At 37.6% G+C, this 16,344-nt stretch carries 16 protein-coding genes and 2 pseudogenes; 8 read left to right on the top strand and 10 right to left on the bottom strand.

Features of this window, described 5'->3' with window-relative positions:
- The first annotated feature begins 69 nt into the window (after nt 1-69).
- The 3 genes from A4245_RS05575 to istB all read left to right on the top strand — a co-directional run bounded on the left by A4245_RS05575 (nt 70) and on the right by istB (nt 4,424).
- The gene (locus A4245_RS05575) at nt 70-1,452 is read left to right on the top strand and encodes a TRAP transporter large permease subunit (protein WP_067726511.1); all 1,383 of its coding nucleotides are present in this window, start codon (nt 70-72) and stop codon (nt 1,450-1,452) included.
- Nucleotides 1,453-2,094: 642 nt separating this feature from the next.
- Complete coding sequence (gene istA / locus A4245_RS05570; RefSeq protein WP_067726509.1) at nt 2,095-3,663, top strand: IS21 family transposase; 1,569 nt, start codon at nt 2,095-2,097, stop codon at nt 3,661-3,663.
- Nucleotides 3,660-4,424, top strand: coding sequence for an IS21-like element helper ATPase IstB (gene istB, locus A4245_RS05565; RefSeq protein ID WP_067726507.1), 765 nt, complete (start codon nt 3,660-3,662; stop codon nt 4,422-4,424). Before istA ends, istB begins: the two co-directional genes overlap by 4 nt.
- Before the next feature lie 261 nt (nt 4,425-4,685).
- Here the strand turns inward: istB and A4245_RS19615 are convergent, their stop codons facing one another.
- The 3 genes and pseudogenes from A4245_RS19615 to A4245_RS05555 all read right to left on the bottom strand — a co-directional run.
- Nucleotides 4,686-4,949 (bottom strand): flavin reductase family protein, encoded by a 264-nt coding sequence (locus A4245_RS19615; protein WP_324609841.1) that lies wholly within the window; start codon nt 4,947-4,949, stop codon nt 4,686-4,688.
- A 27-nt stretch (nt 4,950-4,976) separates the two neighbouring features.
- A pseudogene (locus A4245_RS20555) lies at nt 4,977-5,569 on the bottom strand (SDR family NAD(P)-dependent oxidoreductase).
- A gap of 105 nt (nt 5,570-5,674) precedes the next feature.
- Nucleotides 5,675-6,139, bottom strand: a pseudogene (locus A4245_RS05555) (SDR family oxidoreductase); the annotation flags it as partial.
- A 173-nt stretch (nt 6,140-6,312) separates the two neighbouring features.
- On the opposite strand from A4245_RS05555, the gene A4245_RS05550 reads away from it, so the two are divergent.
- Together A4245_RS05550 and panF are read left to right on the top strand one after the other, a co-directional pair.
- Entirely contained in the window at nt 6,313-6,591 is a 279-nt protein-coding gene (locus A4245_RS05550; RefSeq protein WP_067726501.1) for a YhdT family protein, read from the top strand.
- 6 nt (nt 6,592-6,597) lie between these two features.
- Nucleotides 6,598-8,040, top strand: coding sequence for a sodium/pantothenate symporter (gene panF, locus A4245_RS05545; protein ID WP_067726758.1), 1,443 nt, complete (start codon nt 6,598-6,600; stop codon nt 8,038-8,040).
- Between the two features lie 726 nt (nt 8,041-8,766).
- Here panF and A4245_RS05540 read toward each other — a convergent pair.
- The 7 genes from A4245_RS05540 to A4245_RS05515 form a co-directional block, all read right to left on the bottom strand.
- Entirely contained in the window at nt 8,767-9,912 is a 1,146-nt protein-coding gene (locus A4245_RS05540) for a conserved virulence factor C family protein (protein ID WP_067726498.1), read from the bottom strand.
- Between the two features lie 22 nt (nt 9,913-9,934).
- Entirely contained in the window at nt 9,935-10,459 is a 525-nt protein-coding gene (locus tag A4245_RS05535) for a type 1 glutamine amidotransferase domain-containing protein (RefSeq protein ID WP_067726497.1), read from the bottom strand.
- Nucleotides 10,460-10,587: 128 nt separating this feature from the next.
- On the bottom strand, nt 10,588-10,833 hold the full coding sequence (locus A4245_RS05530; RefSeq protein WP_067726495.1) for a DNA alkylation repair protein: 246 nt from the start codon (nt 10,831-10,833) through the stop codon (nt 10,588-10,590).
- 114 nt (nt 10,834-10,947) lie between these two features.
- Nucleotides 10,948-11,403, bottom strand: coding sequence for a YueI family protein (locus A4245_RS05525; protein ID WP_067726493.1), 456 nt, complete (start codon nt 11,401-11,403; stop codon nt 10,948-10,950).
- A 120-nt stretch (nt 11,404-11,523) separates the two neighbouring features.
- Nucleotides 11,524-11,694: a YfhD family protein gene (locus tag A4245_RS19600; RefSeq protein ID WP_084268690.1), complete on the bottom strand. Its 171-nt coding sequence runs from the start codon at nt 11,692-11,694 to the stop codon at nt 11,524-11,526.
- Nucleotides 11,695-11,768: 74 nt separating this feature from the next.
- Nucleotides 11,769-12,563 (bottom strand): TIGR00266 family protein, encoded by a 795-nt coding sequence (locus A4245_RS05520; protein WP_067726492.1) that lies wholly within the window; start codon nt 12,561-12,563, stop codon nt 11,769-11,771.
- Between the two features lie 129 nt (nt 12,564-12,692).
- Complete coding sequence (locus A4245_RS05515) at nt 12,693-13,316, bottom strand: spore coat protein (protein ID WP_067726491.1); 624 nt, start codon at nt 13,314-13,316, stop codon at nt 12,693-12,695.
- A 155-nt stretch (nt 13,317-13,471) separates the two neighbouring features.
- On the opposite strand from A4245_RS05515, the gene A4245_RS05510 reads away from it, so the two are divergent.
- The 3 genes from A4245_RS05510 (at nt 13,472) to A4245_RS05500 (ending at nt 16,176) form a co-directional block, all read left to right on the top strand.
- Nucleotides 13,472-13,741, top strand: coding sequence for a hypothetical protein (locus A4245_RS05510; RefSeq protein ID WP_067726490.1), 270 nt, complete (start codon nt 13,472-13,474; stop codon nt 13,739-13,741).
- Between the two features lie 3 nt (nt 13,742-13,744).
- Nucleotides 13,745-15,100, top strand: coding sequence for a tripartite tricarboxylate transporter permease (locus tag A4245_RS05505; protein ID WP_067726489.1), 1,356 nt, complete (start codon nt 13,745-13,747; stop codon nt 15,098-15,100).
- 128 nt (nt 15,101-15,228) lie between these two features.
- Complete coding sequence (locus A4245_RS05500) at nt 15,229-16,176, top strand: MBL fold metallo-hydrolase (RefSeq protein WP_067726488.1); 948 nt, start codon at nt 15,229-15,231, stop codon at nt 16,174-16,176.
- The last annotated feature ends 168 nt before the right edge of the window (nt 16,177-16,344 follow it).

Below are 16,344 nucleotides of genomic sequence, written 5' to 3'. Positions count from 1 at the left end.
TTCCATATTTATAATACCGATTGCCATTTTCAAATGCCAAATACAATTAATTGAGAGGTGAATGTACCAATGAGTAATTTTAGTATAAGAAAAATATTAGGCGTATTATATTTTATAACTATTATTTTATATATTATTGAGCTTTTTTGGTATTCTAAACAGCTGTACTTAATTATTAGTTCATTTGCATTTATTTTGTTGATTTTTGCTTATTTTTTCACTACTAAGTCAAATAAGATTATAGTGTTTTTACTTTTATTTGCAGGTACTTTGATTTTTATTTACAACAAATTACCATTATCAGAATTCATTTATGGATTCGGTAATAACGTAAATATTATTGCTTTATTTTTGGCTGTTCCTTTTTTAAGTACTATAATTTCAGTTGGTGGTTACTTACAAGCAATTAAACAACAGTTATTGAATCAAACAAATAAATTAAAAAACTTACCCTATATATTATCGGGATTTTTATCAAATTGTTTGTCGATAATATTCAATATTGGCTCTATGCCAATAGTTAATAAAATTGCAGAAGAAAGTTTTAATTCATTTAAAAAGAAGAAATTAGCATTAACTCTAATGAGATCTTCAGCGGCAGTTGCATTTTGGTCTCCGTATTATGTAGGGGTAGGATTAGTGCTGAGTATATATGAATTATCTTGGTTAGATATTGGTTGGATTACAATTTTAATTGCGGTCAGTTATCTTTTAATCAGCTTATTTTTTTTAAAACAATTAAATTTTGTAGATGATATAGAGAATGAAAGAGTGAATAATTCGAATACTATTACTGATAAATCAGCTAGTAATAAAGTTATTTATTTGTTAATTTGGACAGCGGTATTGTTAATAATCAGTTTCTTATTGGATTATTACCTTCCTATTAATATGTTAAACAGCGTCTCGATCGTTTCTATGATATTACCTATTATATGGTCAATATCAATTAAAGTATTTAAAACCTATATGAAACATGTACGGAAATTAATTTTAAATTCATTTGATCAATCGAAAAATGAAATTATTATATTTATAAGTGCTGGCTATTTTGGAGTTGCTCTTTCAAATACCGATGTTGGTCATTCAATTGCTGATATTATTATCAATATCTCTTTTGGATCAATTTATATTATGTCGATAATTTTGGTGTTTTTTACTATGTTATTAAGTTTTTGTGGAATTCATCCAGTTATTGTTGCTATTGGATTAGGAAGTTCATTATCACCTGAACTATTTGGAGTAAATTCAATTTATATGGCTGTTATATTATTAATATCTATGGGTCTAGGATATAATATATCACCATTCTCGGCTATTACATTAATGACATCTAATTTAACTGGTGTTTCTCCAATCAATATAGTGAAGATTAATTCAGTATACATTCTTTTATCTGCTTTTATTTTACCGCTTCTTTTATATCTAGTATTTATATTTCTCTATAAATAACAAGCAGATTACAGGAGTCATGCCGATTGCCTAGAACTTCATTTTATACGTACGACGAAAAAATTGGATATCATTAAGTCAACAGATTCTTCTTCTAAAAATAAAATTGAAACCGCTATTGTTCGGATTTGAAAGAGAATTAGGATTATGAAAGCAGGAAAACTACTCTCCTAACACATAATAGTAACATGCCTCATGAGAAAACAAATTATAATAATTTTAGACGATTTAAGAAAAAAGGAGCATGTTTGACTAAGAAAACAAAAAGTGTCTGGGAATTAATATTCCTTGACACTTTTTTCATAAAAGAATTAAAATAATGATAATTTATGAGGGAAGAAACGGAAGAAATACATTAAAAAAGTGTCAAGGAAGTGAAAGTGGCTTTTGAGGTGTTTTTTCACCTTTTTGGGTTCTTATTTATACATATCGTAATAATAAAATTAATTAAAACAGTCGGAAAATATATCTTATGTGTTGAGCACTTATAAATAACATTCTGATTGTGACTGCTAAACTAGAATAGACAGTTTTTGCTAGATAAAAAGAAACACTTATTTACCAAATATACTAATAAAAATTAAGTACCTTTCATTGTAAAATGTTTATATGTAAAACATACATCAGTGGAGGTAGCAAAAGGTGGATAAGTGGGAAATGTATATGGAAATACATCAGTTAATTAAAAAAGGTTTTAGTAAGACGAAGGTTGCAGAAAAACTAGGAATCTCAAGATCAACCGTTCATCGTTATCTAAAAAGGAAACCTTCGGATATGTCTGAGTGGGTAGATTCTCTTCAGTCGAGAAGTAAGAAATTAGATCCTTATAAAGAACTAATTTTATCCTGGTTGAGAGAGCATCCAGATATGTCAGCTGCACAAGTAGAAGACTGGTTAAAAGAGAAGTATGAAGATTTAAAAGTAGGTGAAAGTACGGTTCGCTCCTATGTTAGAGAGCTTCGAGAGGAATATAAAATAAAGAAAGAAACTTCACCACGAATATACGAAGCTATACCTGATTCACCTATGGGTGAGCAAATACAAGTTGATTTTGGTCATACCAAACAGAAGGCAGTCGATAATAAGGAAGTAAAATTAAACTTTATAGCTTTTGTGTTATCTAATTCAAGATACAAGTATAAAGAATGGTTAGATAGACCATTTACTACCCAAGACGTCATAAAAGCACATGAAAATGCATTTAGGTGGTTTGGGGGGATTCCAAGTGAATTAGTATATGACCAAGATAGTTTAATAGTTGTCAGTGAGAATGGTGGGGATTTAATTTTAACGCAAGAATTTCAACAATATAAAGAATCTAGGAACCTAACCCTTCGGGTTTGCCGTAAGGCGGATCCAGAGAGTAAAGGAAAAATTGAAAATGTAGTTGGTTTTATTAAACATAACTTCGCTAAACATCGAGTTTTTTATAACATTGATTCTTGGAACGAACAAGGTTGGGAATGGCTCAATAGAACTGGCAACTATAAAATACATAATACAACAAAAAAGAGACCGGTCGATGTGTTTTCCCTGGAAAGACAACACTTACGACCAGTCACCAAAAATCTAGATATAAAATATAACTATGAAAATAGTATATCAAGATGTGTCCATAAGGACAATACTATTCGTTATTTATCTAATCGTTATTCCCTTCCATTGGGGACGTTTGGCAAACATGAAATTGTCTGCATAAAGGCAACCGAAGAAAAGGAATTAATTATCTATATCCCTGAAACAGGTGAAATCGTCGCAAAACATAACATCCCTGACGGGAAGGGTTTGTTGATTAAAGATAGAAATCATAGTCGAGATAGAACAAAAGGTATTGATGTATTCATGGGTACAGTTGCCCAACAATTTGATGACAGTGAGATAGCTTATGATTATTTACAAACAGTAAAAGGAAAATATCCTCGATATGTTAGGGATCAGCTCCAAATGATATTAAAAGAGACAAAAGTAAATAACAGGGAAATTCTATCGGCAGCATTGAATGAGTGTATAAAAAGGAGCCTTTATGGTGCAACAGATTTTAGCGATGTCGTTTCTTATTTAAAACGACACCGACAAGTTGAAGACACAGTGAATGATACCGCTGAGAATGTAACACAAATTAAAGGAGTTTCTGGCTGGGTGATGGAGACGGAGGCTCAAAAAAGAGAAGTGGATGCCTATACTGCAATATTGGAAGGTGAACCAATATGATGCAGCTAAATCAATTACAAGAATTAATGAAGACATTACGTTTAACAGAAACAGCAAATCACCTTCCAACATTAATTAGAGAAGCTGAGCAAAAGGATTCGTCCTTTACTCAGTTCCTCTTAGATGTAGCAAAATACGAACAGATTCGAAGAGAAGAAAAGCAATTGGAGAAGCGTTTTAAATGGGCTACCTTTCCTTTTCACAAAACATTAGATGAATTTAACTTAAAGGAACAGAAATCATTAAGCACCAAACAGTTAAACAGATTGAAAGATTTAACGTGGATAGAACAGTTACACAATATCATTCTATTAGGGCCGCCAGGCAGTGGTAAAACCCATATTTCAGTCGGCCTGGGCATAGAAGCATTAAATCAAGGATATAAGGTTATCTTTACTACCATCGGAGACCTTGTTCATGTATTAAAAACAGAGGAAATCACTCGTAAATCTCAGACAAGAATGAAAAGAATACGAGATGCAGATTTAGTCATTATTGATGATTTGATGTTCATGGCAATGAATCAACAAGAAGCTAATATGTTTTTTCATTTGATCAATGATTTATATAATCAATCATCCATCATTTTAACATCAAATAAAGCACCTAAAGAATGGGGAGAATTATTAGGTGACCAAGCAATTACAACAGCGATATTAGATAGAATTTTACATCGAGTTGAAATCATTCATTTAAATGAAGATAGTTATCGAATGAAACATAGATCGACCATATTTGGGCAAGAAAGTGTTTCAAATTAATGAGCATAAATTGTGTCTTTTTACTTGACGGTCACACTGATCTTGTTTGAAAACCGATCTTTGGTAGTAAAATTTGTAAAGTATATGTAGATTACAAAAAAATTTTAATCACCCTTTTTTAGATTACTTCGATTCTTGATAAGGATAAAACTCTGCTGGAACATATCCTAAATTCCGTCTATAATAAAGCATAGGATCTTTTTAGTTCTTCTTAATATTTAATACCCCCCCCCCCGATTAAAATAGTATGATCTCCTACTACTATTTTTTGGTAGTTTGGCATTCCAATACGGCATATGCTCCGTCTAAGATAGGTAACTGAAGATTGGAATATTCCCACTTAGACATACTAAAACGATCCGCCCTTTTTGTTGAGAATAAATTACAAAGTTGTTTTTGATCTCCAGACAAAATATGAACAGCAAATTTCTCTCCGTTAACAAAGGCATCTAGGGAGGATACCCTGTGATCTATAGACCAGAGTATTAATAATGGATTTATAGAAACGGATGCAAAAGAGTTCACTGTTAAACCAACGGGTTCCCTTCTTGATCAATCGTAGTCAAAATTGTAACCCCAGTTGGATAGTTTGCCATTACTTCTTTCGTTTGGATTAGCTAACAGTTCTTCAGTCATTGGAGTTCTCACAATCCCAGGATGGATACAATTAACTCTTACTCCCAACGGAGCAAATTCGACGGCTGCCGTCTTTGTTAGCATTCTAACGGCTCCTTTCGAGCATGGTATGATGCTGCGGCCCCACTTCCCACTAACGCCCAAATCGATGAATTATTTACTATAGACCCACTCTTACTATCTTTCAAAAGATTGATAGAAAACTTCATTCCTAGAAAAACACTTTTAGCATTTACATCAATAATTTCATCCCACTCATTTTCATTTAACTCTTGAATAGGCTTTCTTCCTGGAGTTCCAGCATTATTTACTAAAATATCTAATCTTCCATACTCTCTCTATATATAAACAATCGTTTTTTTCCAGTCATCCGCCCTAGAAACATTCATTTGTATAAAACTTGCTATTCCTCCTTCTTCATCAACAAGCTTTTCGGCAGTTTCCTTCCCTTTTTCACTTAGATCTTCTAATATTACTATGGCCCCATGTTTCAATAATACCCTTGCCATTGCTTCCCCTTGCCCCTTAGCAGCTCCAGTAATTAGGGCTTTTTTCCCTTCTAATCTACTCACTAAATAGTCCTCCTATACATATATTGTTACTTAATAATTGGATTAAAAACCATATATCGTCATACCGTCATCTACTAGAATGGTTTGTCCTGTGACATAGTTGGATGTCTCTGAGCAAAGAAATACAGTAGGGCCAACAACTTCCTCTAGTTTTCCAATACGTCTTAAGGGGGTACGATCTAAAATTGATTTCAAGTATTCCTCATCCTTTAAATATTTTTCAGTTAAAGATGTAGATACGTACCATGGTCCGATGGCATTAACGTGAATATTGTACTTGGCCCATTCGAGAGCTAGATTCTTGGTCATTTGAATTACCGCTGCTTTTGTAGCACCATAAGCGACCCTAGTATTTAAGGCTGTATGACCTGCTACAGAAGAAACATTAATGATTTTCCCAAATCCTTGTTTTTTCATAATTTCCCCAGCTACTTTAGACATTTTAAATACCGCTGTTAAATTTAGATTTATAATTATTTCCCAATCCTCAGCTCTAATTTCCAGAGCATGATGCAAGTCTCGTAGATCCAAGAGAGTTAATCAAGGCATCATACTCAATGCATTTTAGTTGACTCCCACTCTTTATATACTTGTTTACATTTATAACTAAATTACACTATATTGGAACTATACGACAAAGGAAGTACATAACGAATTTTTGTGGATGGGGGAGGTTTTGTATGAATAAGCATGACATAAATCAGGATGATTACCGATTTAAAATAGCGAACAGAGAAGCACTCATCGGAGTAGGATTAGTACTTTTTAATTTTGTCTGGTGGTATGGATTTGCATATGGATTAGGCAGTAGGGATATATCCGAATATTCCTATATATTTGGATTGCCGGCTTGGTTTTTTTACAGTTGTGTCTTAGGCTTTATCGTTATGGTTGTCTTGATTTCTATTGTAATGAAGTTATTTTTTACTGATATGCTATTAGAAGATGAGGAGAATTAAATGGGTATGAATTGGCAAGCGATTTTACCGTTATTACTATTTTTGATCATTATTTTTGCAGTTGGAATATGGGCTGGTAGGTATGTTAAAGCGACGAACTCCTTCCTGCATGAATATTTCCTGGGTGGAAGAAGCTTAGGTGGATTTGTACTTGCGATGACGATGGTAACCACCTATGGAAGTGCCAGCAGTTTTTTGAGCGGTCCTGGTACCGCCTATAATCAGGGGCTTGGATGGGTATTGTTATCGATGTCCCAATTGGCAACGGGCTATTTTGTGTTAATGATTTTGGGAAAGAAGTTTGCTATTGTCACTCGTAAATACAAAGCTGTTACCATTGTTGATTTTTTGAAGGAACGCTATCAGTCAAAATGGGTTGTGATTTTGTCTGCTGCTAGTATTCTATTATTTCTTTTTTCGGCAATGTCCGCTCAATGGATTGGTGGCGGCCGTTTGATAGAGTCATTAACAGGTTTTTCCTATATATCATCTTTATTTATTTTTTCAATATCTGTACTCGTGTATGTTGTTATCGGAGGATTCCGAGCTGTAGCTTTGACGGATACACTTCAGGGGATTGTAATGTTGTTCGGTACTTTAATATTATTGGTTGCTGTTATTATCGCTGGTGGTGGTATACCATCTATCATTGCTGACCTTGCAGCTGAAAATCCCAATTTGATTACACCGTTTGGAGCAAACGGCGACTTGACTCCAAGTTATGTTTCATCCTTCTGGGTGCTGGTTGGTGTAGGCGTGGTGGCACTTCCTCAAATAGCTGTCAGGGCAATGTCATATAAAAACTCCAAATCCATGCATAAAGGGATTATTATAAGTACCATTGTTGTCGGTTTCATTATGCTGAACATGCATCTGATTGGTGTTTTTGCAAGGCCCGTAATGCCTGGTGTAGAGGTCGGGGATACGGTGATGCCGCTCGTTGCCCAGCAGGTACTGCCGAACTGGCTTGCGGGAATCATACTTGCTGCACCGATGGCAGCCATCATGACAACTGTAAATTCACTGCTGTTATTGGTCAGCTCGACCATTGTGAAGGATATCTATCTAAATTACATCGAGCCTGAAGCCGGAGAAAGCCGGGTAAGGGGCCTGAGTATGTGGATTACAGGAATACTGGGAGTAGTAGTCATTGTCATGTCACTGAATCCACCAGACTTGATCATTTGGCTGAACCTATTTTCAATGGGAGGACTTGAATCGGCATTTATCTGGCCAATCGTGATGGGTCTTTATTGGAGTAAGGGTAATAAACACGGGGCAATTGCATCGATGCTCACTGGTGTTTCCAGTTATGTACTTTTTGAATACTTTTATCCGCAGCCATTTGGTATGCATTCTGTAGTAACGTCGATCACATTGGCATTTGTTGCATATGTTGGATTTAGTTTGGCTTCTCAGAAAAGCATTGCTGCAATAGCAGGGAAATAATGAGGAAAGGAATCATTTCTTAATTGAAATGGTTCCTTTTGCATTTTCCTCTTTTCGTAAGTTTGAATGCCTTATTATCATCAGAGTTGATATAAAATGCGAAGTAACATCAATGTTGAGTCTCTAACCTGGTAATGGAAGTAATTTACTTCGGCAACCGCAGCGTATACACTTCGCTTTCCGCGGGCGGCTGGTGAGCCCCTTCATGCTAGCGCATTTCAGTGTCTCACCTATGCCTTTCCGCCCGCTGGAGTCTACGTGTATACGGGCTGCTGATATGGAGTTTTTACAAGAATTCTACGCAAGAAAGATCAATACATTTCATTTACTTTCAGTGCATTAGGTATTTTTCTAACAAGAGATTTCTCAGTCATCATTAGCTGTTGAAAGTACAGTAAATGCCAGCAATCTTCTATCCAGCTCGGGGAAATACACGGAGACTCCTTGAAAATGCGTCCGCATTTTCTACGTGCGATGTAACGCTGTCGAAGCATTCCTTGTTCTGCGGGAAGAGAGGCATCGGTGAGACAACGTAGCGCTTTAGCGCCAGTTGGCCTCACCAGCCGCCCGCGAAAAGCGCAGTGTATTTCCCCGAGCGGTAGCCGAAGCTCACTATTTTAGTTCGCACTTTACATAGAGTATGCAATAACAACATACTAGAAAACGGTCATATGGGAAAAATGAAGGTTAGTCCCATAAAGAAAGCTGATATGAGTTCAAACTCAATCAGCTTCTGTTTGTGGCCTGTGTCATCTGGTGCCAGACTGAACCTTTTGCTTCTTCTCCACCTTTAATTCGTTCCAAAGCAAGCTTTATCTGCATCCGAACCTCGAATTCCGGATCGTCAGCTGCAGCCTCCAATGCCGGAATTGCTGTTTCATCACCTGCTTCAAATAAAAACATAGCTGCTCTCCATCGTACGATACGGCTGGAGTCAGACAACGATTCAATCATCTGTGGCATCGCTTCTTTAAATCCTAGATCGGAAATACAATCGCCAGCAGTTCGTCTGACATTTACTGCCTTATCTTTTAATGCTTTATATAAATAAGGAAGGACTTCAGACTCTTCAATCATCCCCAGATAGGCAGTTGCCAGCCTTCTGATGGATGATTTTTCATCGTCTAATGCTTTGTCAAGCAATGGTAAATCGCTAAAATCGGGATCTAGCCGGTCAAGGGCTGCGTAGCGTACTTTCCAATCAGGATGGTCGAGAGTTTCCAGTGAAATACTGCTCCTACCGTCAGTTGCTTTGTCTTCATTTGTTTCTCCAGGTTGCTCAAATGCCATTTTAACCAGATTGTTTAATCGTTCTTTATCATAGCTTGCAGATAATTCCTCAATCACATCGGAGCCAATTTCCTCCATCGAGCCATACCTTGGATGCTGCTCCACCCATTTCCTGTCCATAATCACATTGGGGGAGGAAGGGGAAGCTTCCATAGCAGCATTTGTAAATTGTTCAGGGAGACCAAAGCGCTTTTCTTCCGTGCCATCATCCAATTTGACCTGCATCGGTATTCCGCGAAACATCTGCACGAATACTTTAACCTCACCAAACGAGTCATCTGGCTGGTGGTTAACTGCTGCTGTCTGGTCTTGCGTATCCTCTTCTGTACCCAAGACTTCACGAACCTTTGGTAACAGTTCTTCCCATGGGGTCTTCGGATTCCGGGCTAGTGCAATGAAATCAACAACCCGATATATATTTTTGACCCCCTCAATAGAAAAAAGCTGTTTTACATACATTGGTGCATTTTCCAGGTCATCCTTCTCGTTAAAATTATAGGTCTCACCAGCAGGCAATTCCTCATTCAAGTTTATTTTCATGGAATGCGGACTTGGTGTTGGTTCAATCGATACAATTTTCATCGTCTCTCCCTCCGTACCTCATCTATTCGTTTGCAAGCTTATCAGCAAAAGCTTTCATATAAGGCGGGAGATCTGGTGGGCGGCGGCTTGATACAATATGGCCGTCAACTACAACCGCTTCATCGCTCCAAGTTGCACCGGCATTGGTCATATCATCTTTTATGCCTGGTGTACTTGTTACCTTTTTCCCCTGTAAAATGTCCGCAGAGATAAGTACCCAGCCTGCGTGGCAAATTTGTCCGATTGGCTTCTTCGCTTCATCCATGGAACGGATAAATTCAATTACTTCAGGATAACGTCTCAGTTTGTCCGGTGCCCATCCCCCTGGAACCAGTATTGCATCATAATCCGCTGCATTGATATCCTTGAATGCATATGCTGATTCGGCGGGAACCCCATATTTTCCGATGTATTTCTTATTTGCTTCGTTTCCTACTAAATCGACTTGTGCACCTTCTTCCTGAAGACGTAAAATCGGATACCATAGTTCCAGATCTTCAAAGTCATTTTCAACAAGTGCAATAACCTTTTTATCTTGCAGTCGCATGCAGATCCCTCCATAAATTTGATATATTCAGTGTAACAGAGGGGAGGACAGATTTCGATTAAGATGCTGTGGGAATATATATAAGCATTTATCGATTGCGGGAATCTTCTGGAAATGAAGTAGCACCCCTAACCATTGAATTCTGCAAAACGTATAAAAGTATGCTCATCCTCTACAAGACCACAGGAAGCACATTGAATTTTGTATTTTGGACCCTTATAGAGATGATGAAAAACTTCCACATTTTCATTTGTATATTCATTAATCATTTCACCGGTTTGAGCATTGAGTTTTACCGGCTTGGCAACTTGTTCAATGATATTAAACCGAGAGCGATTTGTTTTGCAATTGGGACATCGATAAGGTTGAGTCATGATAAACACCTCCACGTTTAGTATTCCAAAAAATCTGAGGCATTATGATATATTTTCAACTTATACGACAAGAAAAAATCTTCCTTCTCTTGATGATAGAGGAGGAAGACCTGATTATGATCCAAACCATTTTTTAACCCTGTTTAAAAAGGTAGGCTGATGATCCTGTTCTGGGGTTGTTTCTTGTCCCTTATTCGGTTGTTCATCCTCAATAAAGATAATTTCTTTATCGATAGCATGCTCATAAGTTAGAACTGCCCCAATATCGGTATCTTTCTCATTGTTGGTGACAGTCGTGTAAGGGATATTGTATTTGTTTGCCAGCGCTTTTTCTGCCTTCAAAAACCGATAGGCAACATGCCCGTTAATAAGCAATCTGGCCTCGGGGTTTTCTTTTATTGCTTCTTCCAATTTTCTGATTCCGGAATCGGTCATAACTTGTCCGATCGTAAGGGCGAGGACAACTCGTTCTCTGAGCGTACCAAGAAATTGAATCCGTTCTTGTTCCTTAGGCAAACGTGTTCCATATAAACCTTCTGTCAAATAATCATCAACATTTTTCTTGCTCATTGATTATTCACCCTTTAATGTTAGATTACCCTTAATGTACAATATTGTTAATCGAGATACCAATATTTAATTAAAGAATGCGATTCAATCCTTCCACGGAATGAATCGCATCTTATTGAACTATCTTTTATGTGCACGTTTGTCTGCAGCCCGACTTCTTGCCTGTGCTTCCTTATCCTCGGCATCAGCAAATTCTTCTGAGAATTCGACATCGATACCGTCACTTTTTTGATTTTTTGGAGTTTGCGCCAAAAAATTGTTTTTTCTCTTGTTATGATCATCTCTACCCATGTTAATCACCTCTTTTTCAGAAGGGTTTCATGGTTAGTATGTTCAACTAATCCTCTTTATTGCATGTAAAGATTTTACTTTCGGTCGCCTCCCAAAATATCGAATAAACCACCAGCTATACTTCCTTCACCTTTTGATCCGCCACGTTCCGGTGCTGCAGCAAAAATTCTGCTTGCAAGCCTGCTGAATGGGAGAGATTGAATCCAAACGGTCCCTGGTCCTTTTAAAGTAGCGAAAAATAAGCCTTCACCACCAAATAATGCGGTCTTGATCCCACCTATATATTCGATGTTATAGTCGACATTTCCAGTCATTGCCACGAGACATCCAGTATCCACTTTAAGCGCCTCACCGGCTTCCAATACTTTATGGTGAATTGTCCCTCCCGCATGAATGAAGGCCATTCCGTCGCCCTCCAGCTTTTGCATAATGAAACCCTCACCACCGAAAAATCCCGTCCCTATTCTTTTCTGAAATTCGATACCAACTGACACCCCTTTTGCTGCAGCAAGGAAGGCGTCCTTTTGACAAATTAACTTGCCTTCTATTTCACTTAAATCCATTGGTATAATTTTTCCCGGGTATGGGGAAGCAAATGAGACATGTTTTTTACCGATACCATCATTAGTGAAGGTGGTAATAAATAAACTTTCCCCGGTTATCACTCTTTTTCCGGCACCAATTAATTTTCCGATGAATCCATTTTGGTTATCTGATCCGTCACCAAATATTGTTTCCATACGAATGTGTTCATCCATCATCATTAAACTTCCTGCCTCAGCGATAACCGTCTCCTGGGGGTCAAGCTCAACCTCTACAAATTGCATGTCGTCACCGTATAGCTTGTAGTCGATTTCGTGGTTATTCATTCCTATACTTCCCTTCTTCTTTAATACATAATTATTACGTTGAAGGTCAAAAGAAGGATTCATATATTTTTTAGAAAATAAGAAAGCTCTCAAATCAATAAAAAGATTTGAGAGCCCATCTTTATTGGCCTAATGCGGCATTGTATTTTGGATAGGTGAGAAGCTGTTCATATAGGTTTGCATATCCTCTGGCTTTAATTGTGGCACCTGATAATACTGATGTTTATTTTGGTATAAAAAGACCTCATAAGCCATCTCGATAATATGTGGTACGCTGTCAGCGAACACTCTTCTCAACACAGGGTTTGTTGTTTCCAATGCAGTCATTGTAAAAGCGGATGCAGATGATTTTAAGTTACCCATCATAAATCCTGAGATACTTTGATCATTCAGCTCGTTAACTGATTGGGCAGGTGTCTTCGGTTGGGTTGGCTTCATTCCATAAAGTACATTGTTGCTTTGTGCCATATTGTAGGTTTGTGTTTTTACTGTTGGTTCCTTGCCTGTTTTTAACGTCTCTACTACTGTATTATACGTTTGGGACATATATGCTTTATGTTTCTGAAGCATTGTTTTCAATTCAGGATCTTGTATATGCGGTTCATAAAGCAACGTTTGTTCGATGCTTCCCACAAGTCCAGAAAGTGCTTCATGTGCATCAAACATTTCATGTCCGCCATGGCTCTCTTGAGCAGCCATTTGGGCAGAACTCTGCTGGTTTTGGTTTTGCGGTTGTTCGTTAAGCAATATCATAACCTCCTTTAATTAGTCACTGATATTTTTTACGAAACGACATAAGTTATTCAACATAAATTTAATGGCAGCTTTATACTTTTTGCCCTTCCTACTAAAAAACGTTATAATTTTAACATTAAACAGCTAAAATACCTCAATGAAGGAGTCCTGTCATGGATGAGAAAAGTACTATAAACAAAGATAGCGAAAATATAGAGCGGGGCAATAATATCGAAGTTTGGGAAGATGTTGTCAATATTAAAGATTTACTCTTAAGCATACTTATTTGTGCAAGCGCTGCAATGGGAGGATATTTAATTGCTCCGGATGATCCGCAGAAACCATTGCTGTATGGATTGGTTGGGGTAGTAATTGGCTTTCTGGTCAGCAGTATGATCATCAAGCCAAAACGAACACTTAGATTTGAAGATGAGGAGAAATAGAAAATGGATTTATCATTAATAATGGAATTAATAGCAATCTCCATCTTTGGTGCGGTACTATATACGATAATTGGTATAGCGCCAGGAACCGATGAGACAGCAGTGCTAATGCCCGTCACACTAATCCTGGTGTTATCTGGGCTGCAGCCTATTTCAGTTTTGGCTTTTTTTATATCGTCTATTGTAGCAAAGAAATTGACCGATTCAATACCAGTTGCCATTGCAGGTATTCCTGGGGGAGTTTTATCTGCTCCGATGGTCGAGCATGCCATGGTTCTGAAAAACCGGGGTTTGCCTGATGTCAGTATTCGAAAAATGGCATCAGGATCAGTAATTGGAACGCTTATAGCTGTACCTCTCAGTTTATTTCTTGCAAATTTACTAATCCCTTTTGGTGAAACCATTTCAAAGTACTCGAATGAAATATTTTTTGGCGGAGCGGTATTCTTGGCGCTCATGACGAAAAACAGATGGCTGGCACTGCTTTCCATCGTTCCATTTGCATTGCTTATTCAAGGATTGCGCCATCTGTATTGGGGGACAGGAGCCGTTCCGGAAGATACAACCGTGTTTACCTCCTTTTTCCTTGGTATTACAGTAGGACCTATTATACTGAAATTGCTAGAATTACTGAATAAAGAAATTCGAAGTAATCTGCCAAGAAGGACAACAAACGATATTGTTTTAAAACAGCAAGAAAAGGTGAAGGGGTTTCCAAACCCATTTAAAATTTTGGACAAAAAAGAGACAGGATCCGCTGCTTTCTCATCAGTACTCGGAGTATTTACATTCTTTATGAGTCCGGCGGGAATGACAATTTTCCTTGGAGAGGTGATCTCCAGCAGAATTAAGGACCCTATTAAAAAAGCGACCAGAGCAATTTCCAGCATGGATGGGGTGACGAATGCAGCCTATATTTCGGGTATATTAATTCCTTTAATCGCTATTGGTGCTCCATTATCACCAACCGCATTAGGACCAGGAATGGCGCTGTTTAATGCACCTCCTGTATTTACGGAAGATCATAATCTTCACCATATTCTTTCGATGGGTGATTTTATTGTTGCTACTGTTATTGGTGCGGTGATAGCAATTAGTTTGACTTATTTTGTAACCGTGAAATACTCGCAGCAAATATGTACTTTCGTCTTTAAGTATATACCTCATGAAGCATTGCTTGGCGTATTTTTGGCATTGGTTATCATGCTGGCATACATGGATGCAGGTTTGATCAATATCGGTGGGGTTATCCTGATTGGTTTGGTCGCCGGAGTTTTACATAGATGGGGCGTAAATTACGGCATACAGTTTATGGTTCTGTATGCAGCACCATGGATTGTTGGCAATCTGGTTTTCTAATTATTTTATTCGCATTAACTTATTCCATTACTAATGGTTTTCCAAAAATATTATGATTGGCTGTTTTAAATTATGCTATGATGTATTTATAATAAGTTTAACTATTTCGAAAAATGGGAGGTTAAAAAATGCGTAAAAAAGACCCCATTCGATTGGACAGCCGGATACATTTAATCGATGGATTTGATCTTGATGTATCAAATCGGACCGGAACCTATGTGATTAAAGAAGACAATCTGACATTGATAGAGACTGGTCCAAGTCCATCGATTAAATATATCAAGGCTGGCTTATCTGACCTTGGGCATTCATTAGATGAGGTTAAGTATATTATCCTTACCCATATACATTTAGACCATGCTGGCGGGGCCGGACTGTTAATCAGGGAGTGCCCGAATGCTGAGATTATAGTTCATCCTAGAGGTAAAAGACATCTGGTTGATCCGAAAAAACTGGCAGCAGGTGCAAGAGCGGTATATGGTGAAAGCTTCTCTGAGCTATTCGACCCGATTTTGCCGATTGCCGAGGATCGGTTACTGATCAAAGGGGAAGGAGATACATTGGAAATTGGTCAGAATTGTATTCTTGAATTTTGGGATACACCTGGGCATGCTAAACATCACTTGGGAATTTATGACCCTGTAAGTAATGGGATGTTCACTGGTGATACTGCAGGGGTCCGCTATGAACAGCTCGTGCCAGATGGGGTGGATTTAATATTACCTTCCACCTCTCCAAACCATTTCAATCCAAATGATATGGAAACATCCATTGATCGTTTCCGCAAGAAAAACCTAGACCGAATCTATTACGGTCATTTTGGAATGACGGAAAATCCGGACCAGGCCCTGAACCAGGTATCTGGCTGGCTTGAAGTCTTTATGGAGGTTGGAGAGCAAGCCGTGATAGAAGGCAGAGGATATGATACTGTTTCCCAGCGTTTGCTTGAAAGAATTCGGTTGCATCTCAGGGAAAAAGGGATAGATGATGACCACGAAGTATATATTCTCATTAATCTTGACTTACAGGTAGGTTCTTTAGGGATTATTGACTACTTCAAGAAATTGAAGCATTAGTTTAGAAAATATACTCGAAGAAATATAGTAAGGAGAGATTTTTACTTCTTAAGAAAAGCCGGGCATTCGCCCGGCTTTATTCATAAAATAAGAAAGTATAAATTTTGGCAGCAATTAACTTTTACACATAAACAGCCACGTCCAGCTCCAACGCCCAGGGACTAGCGA

Origin of the sequence: Oceanobacillus damuensis (assembly GCF_001618145.1) — a bacterium.
Taxonomy (GTDB): Bacteria; Bacillota; Bacilli; order Bacillales; family Amphibacillaceae; genus Oceanobacillus; species Oceanobacillus damuensis.
The sequence above is the reverse complement of the archived record's forward strand: the minus strand, read 5'-3'. Positions and strand labels throughout refer to the sequence as shown.

Bases quoted from the DNA above. Each gene is read 5' to 3' on its own strand.
- A4245_RS05515 (WP_067726491.1), bottom strand. From the start codon at position 13,316: ATGATATTGCTTAACGAACAACCGCAAAACCAAAACCAGCAGAGTTCT.
- panF (WP_067726758.1), top strand. From the start codon at position 6,598: ATGAATTGGCAAGCGATTTTACCGTTATTACTATTTTTGATCATTATT.
- A4245_RS05530 (WP_067726495.1), bottom strand. From the start codon at position 10,833: ATGACTCAACCTTATCGATGTCCCAATTGCAAAACAAATCGCTCTCGG.
- A4245_RS05550 (WP_067726501.1), top strand. From the start codon at position 6,313: ATGAATAAGCATGACATAAATCAGGATGATTACCGATTTAAAATAGCG.
- istB (WP_067726507.1), top strand. From the start codon at position 3,660: ATGATGCAGCTAAATCAATTACAAGAATTAATGAAGACATTACGTTTA.
- A4245_RS05540 (WP_067726498.1), bottom strand. From the start codon at position 9,912: ATGAAAATTGTATCGATTGAACCAACACCAAGTCCGCATTCCATGAAA.
- A4245_RS05575 (WP_067726511.1), top strand. From the start codon at position 70: ATGAGTAATTTTAGTATAAGAAAAATATTAGGCGTATTATATTTTATA.
- A4245_RS05520 (WP_067726492.1), bottom strand. From the start codon at position 12,563: ATGAATAACCACGAAATCGACTACAAGCTATACGGTGACGACATGCAA.
- A4245_RS05525 (WP_067726493.1), bottom strand. From the start codon at position 11,403: ATGAGCAAGAAAAATGTTGATGATTATTTGACAGAAGGTTTATATGGA.
- A4245_RS05535 (WP_067726497.1), bottom strand. From the start codon at position 10,459: ATGCGACTGCAAGATAAAAAGGTTATTGCACTTGTTGAAAATGACTTT.
- A4245_RS05505 (WP_067726489.1), top strand. From the start codon at position 13,745: ATGGATTTATCATTAATAATGGAATTAATAGCAATCTCCATCTTTGGT.
- A4245_RS05510 (WP_067726490.1), top strand. From the start codon at position 13,472: ATGGATGAGAAAAGTACTATAAACAAAGATAGCGAAAATATAGAGCGG.
- A4245_RS05500 (WP_067726488.1), top strand. From the start codon at position 15,229: ATGCGTAAAAAAGACCCCATTCGATTGGACAGCCGGATACATTTAATC.
- A4245_RS19600 (WP_084268690.1), bottom strand. From the start codon at position 11,694: ATGGGTAGAGATGATCATAACAAGAGAAAAAACAATTTTTTGGCGCAA.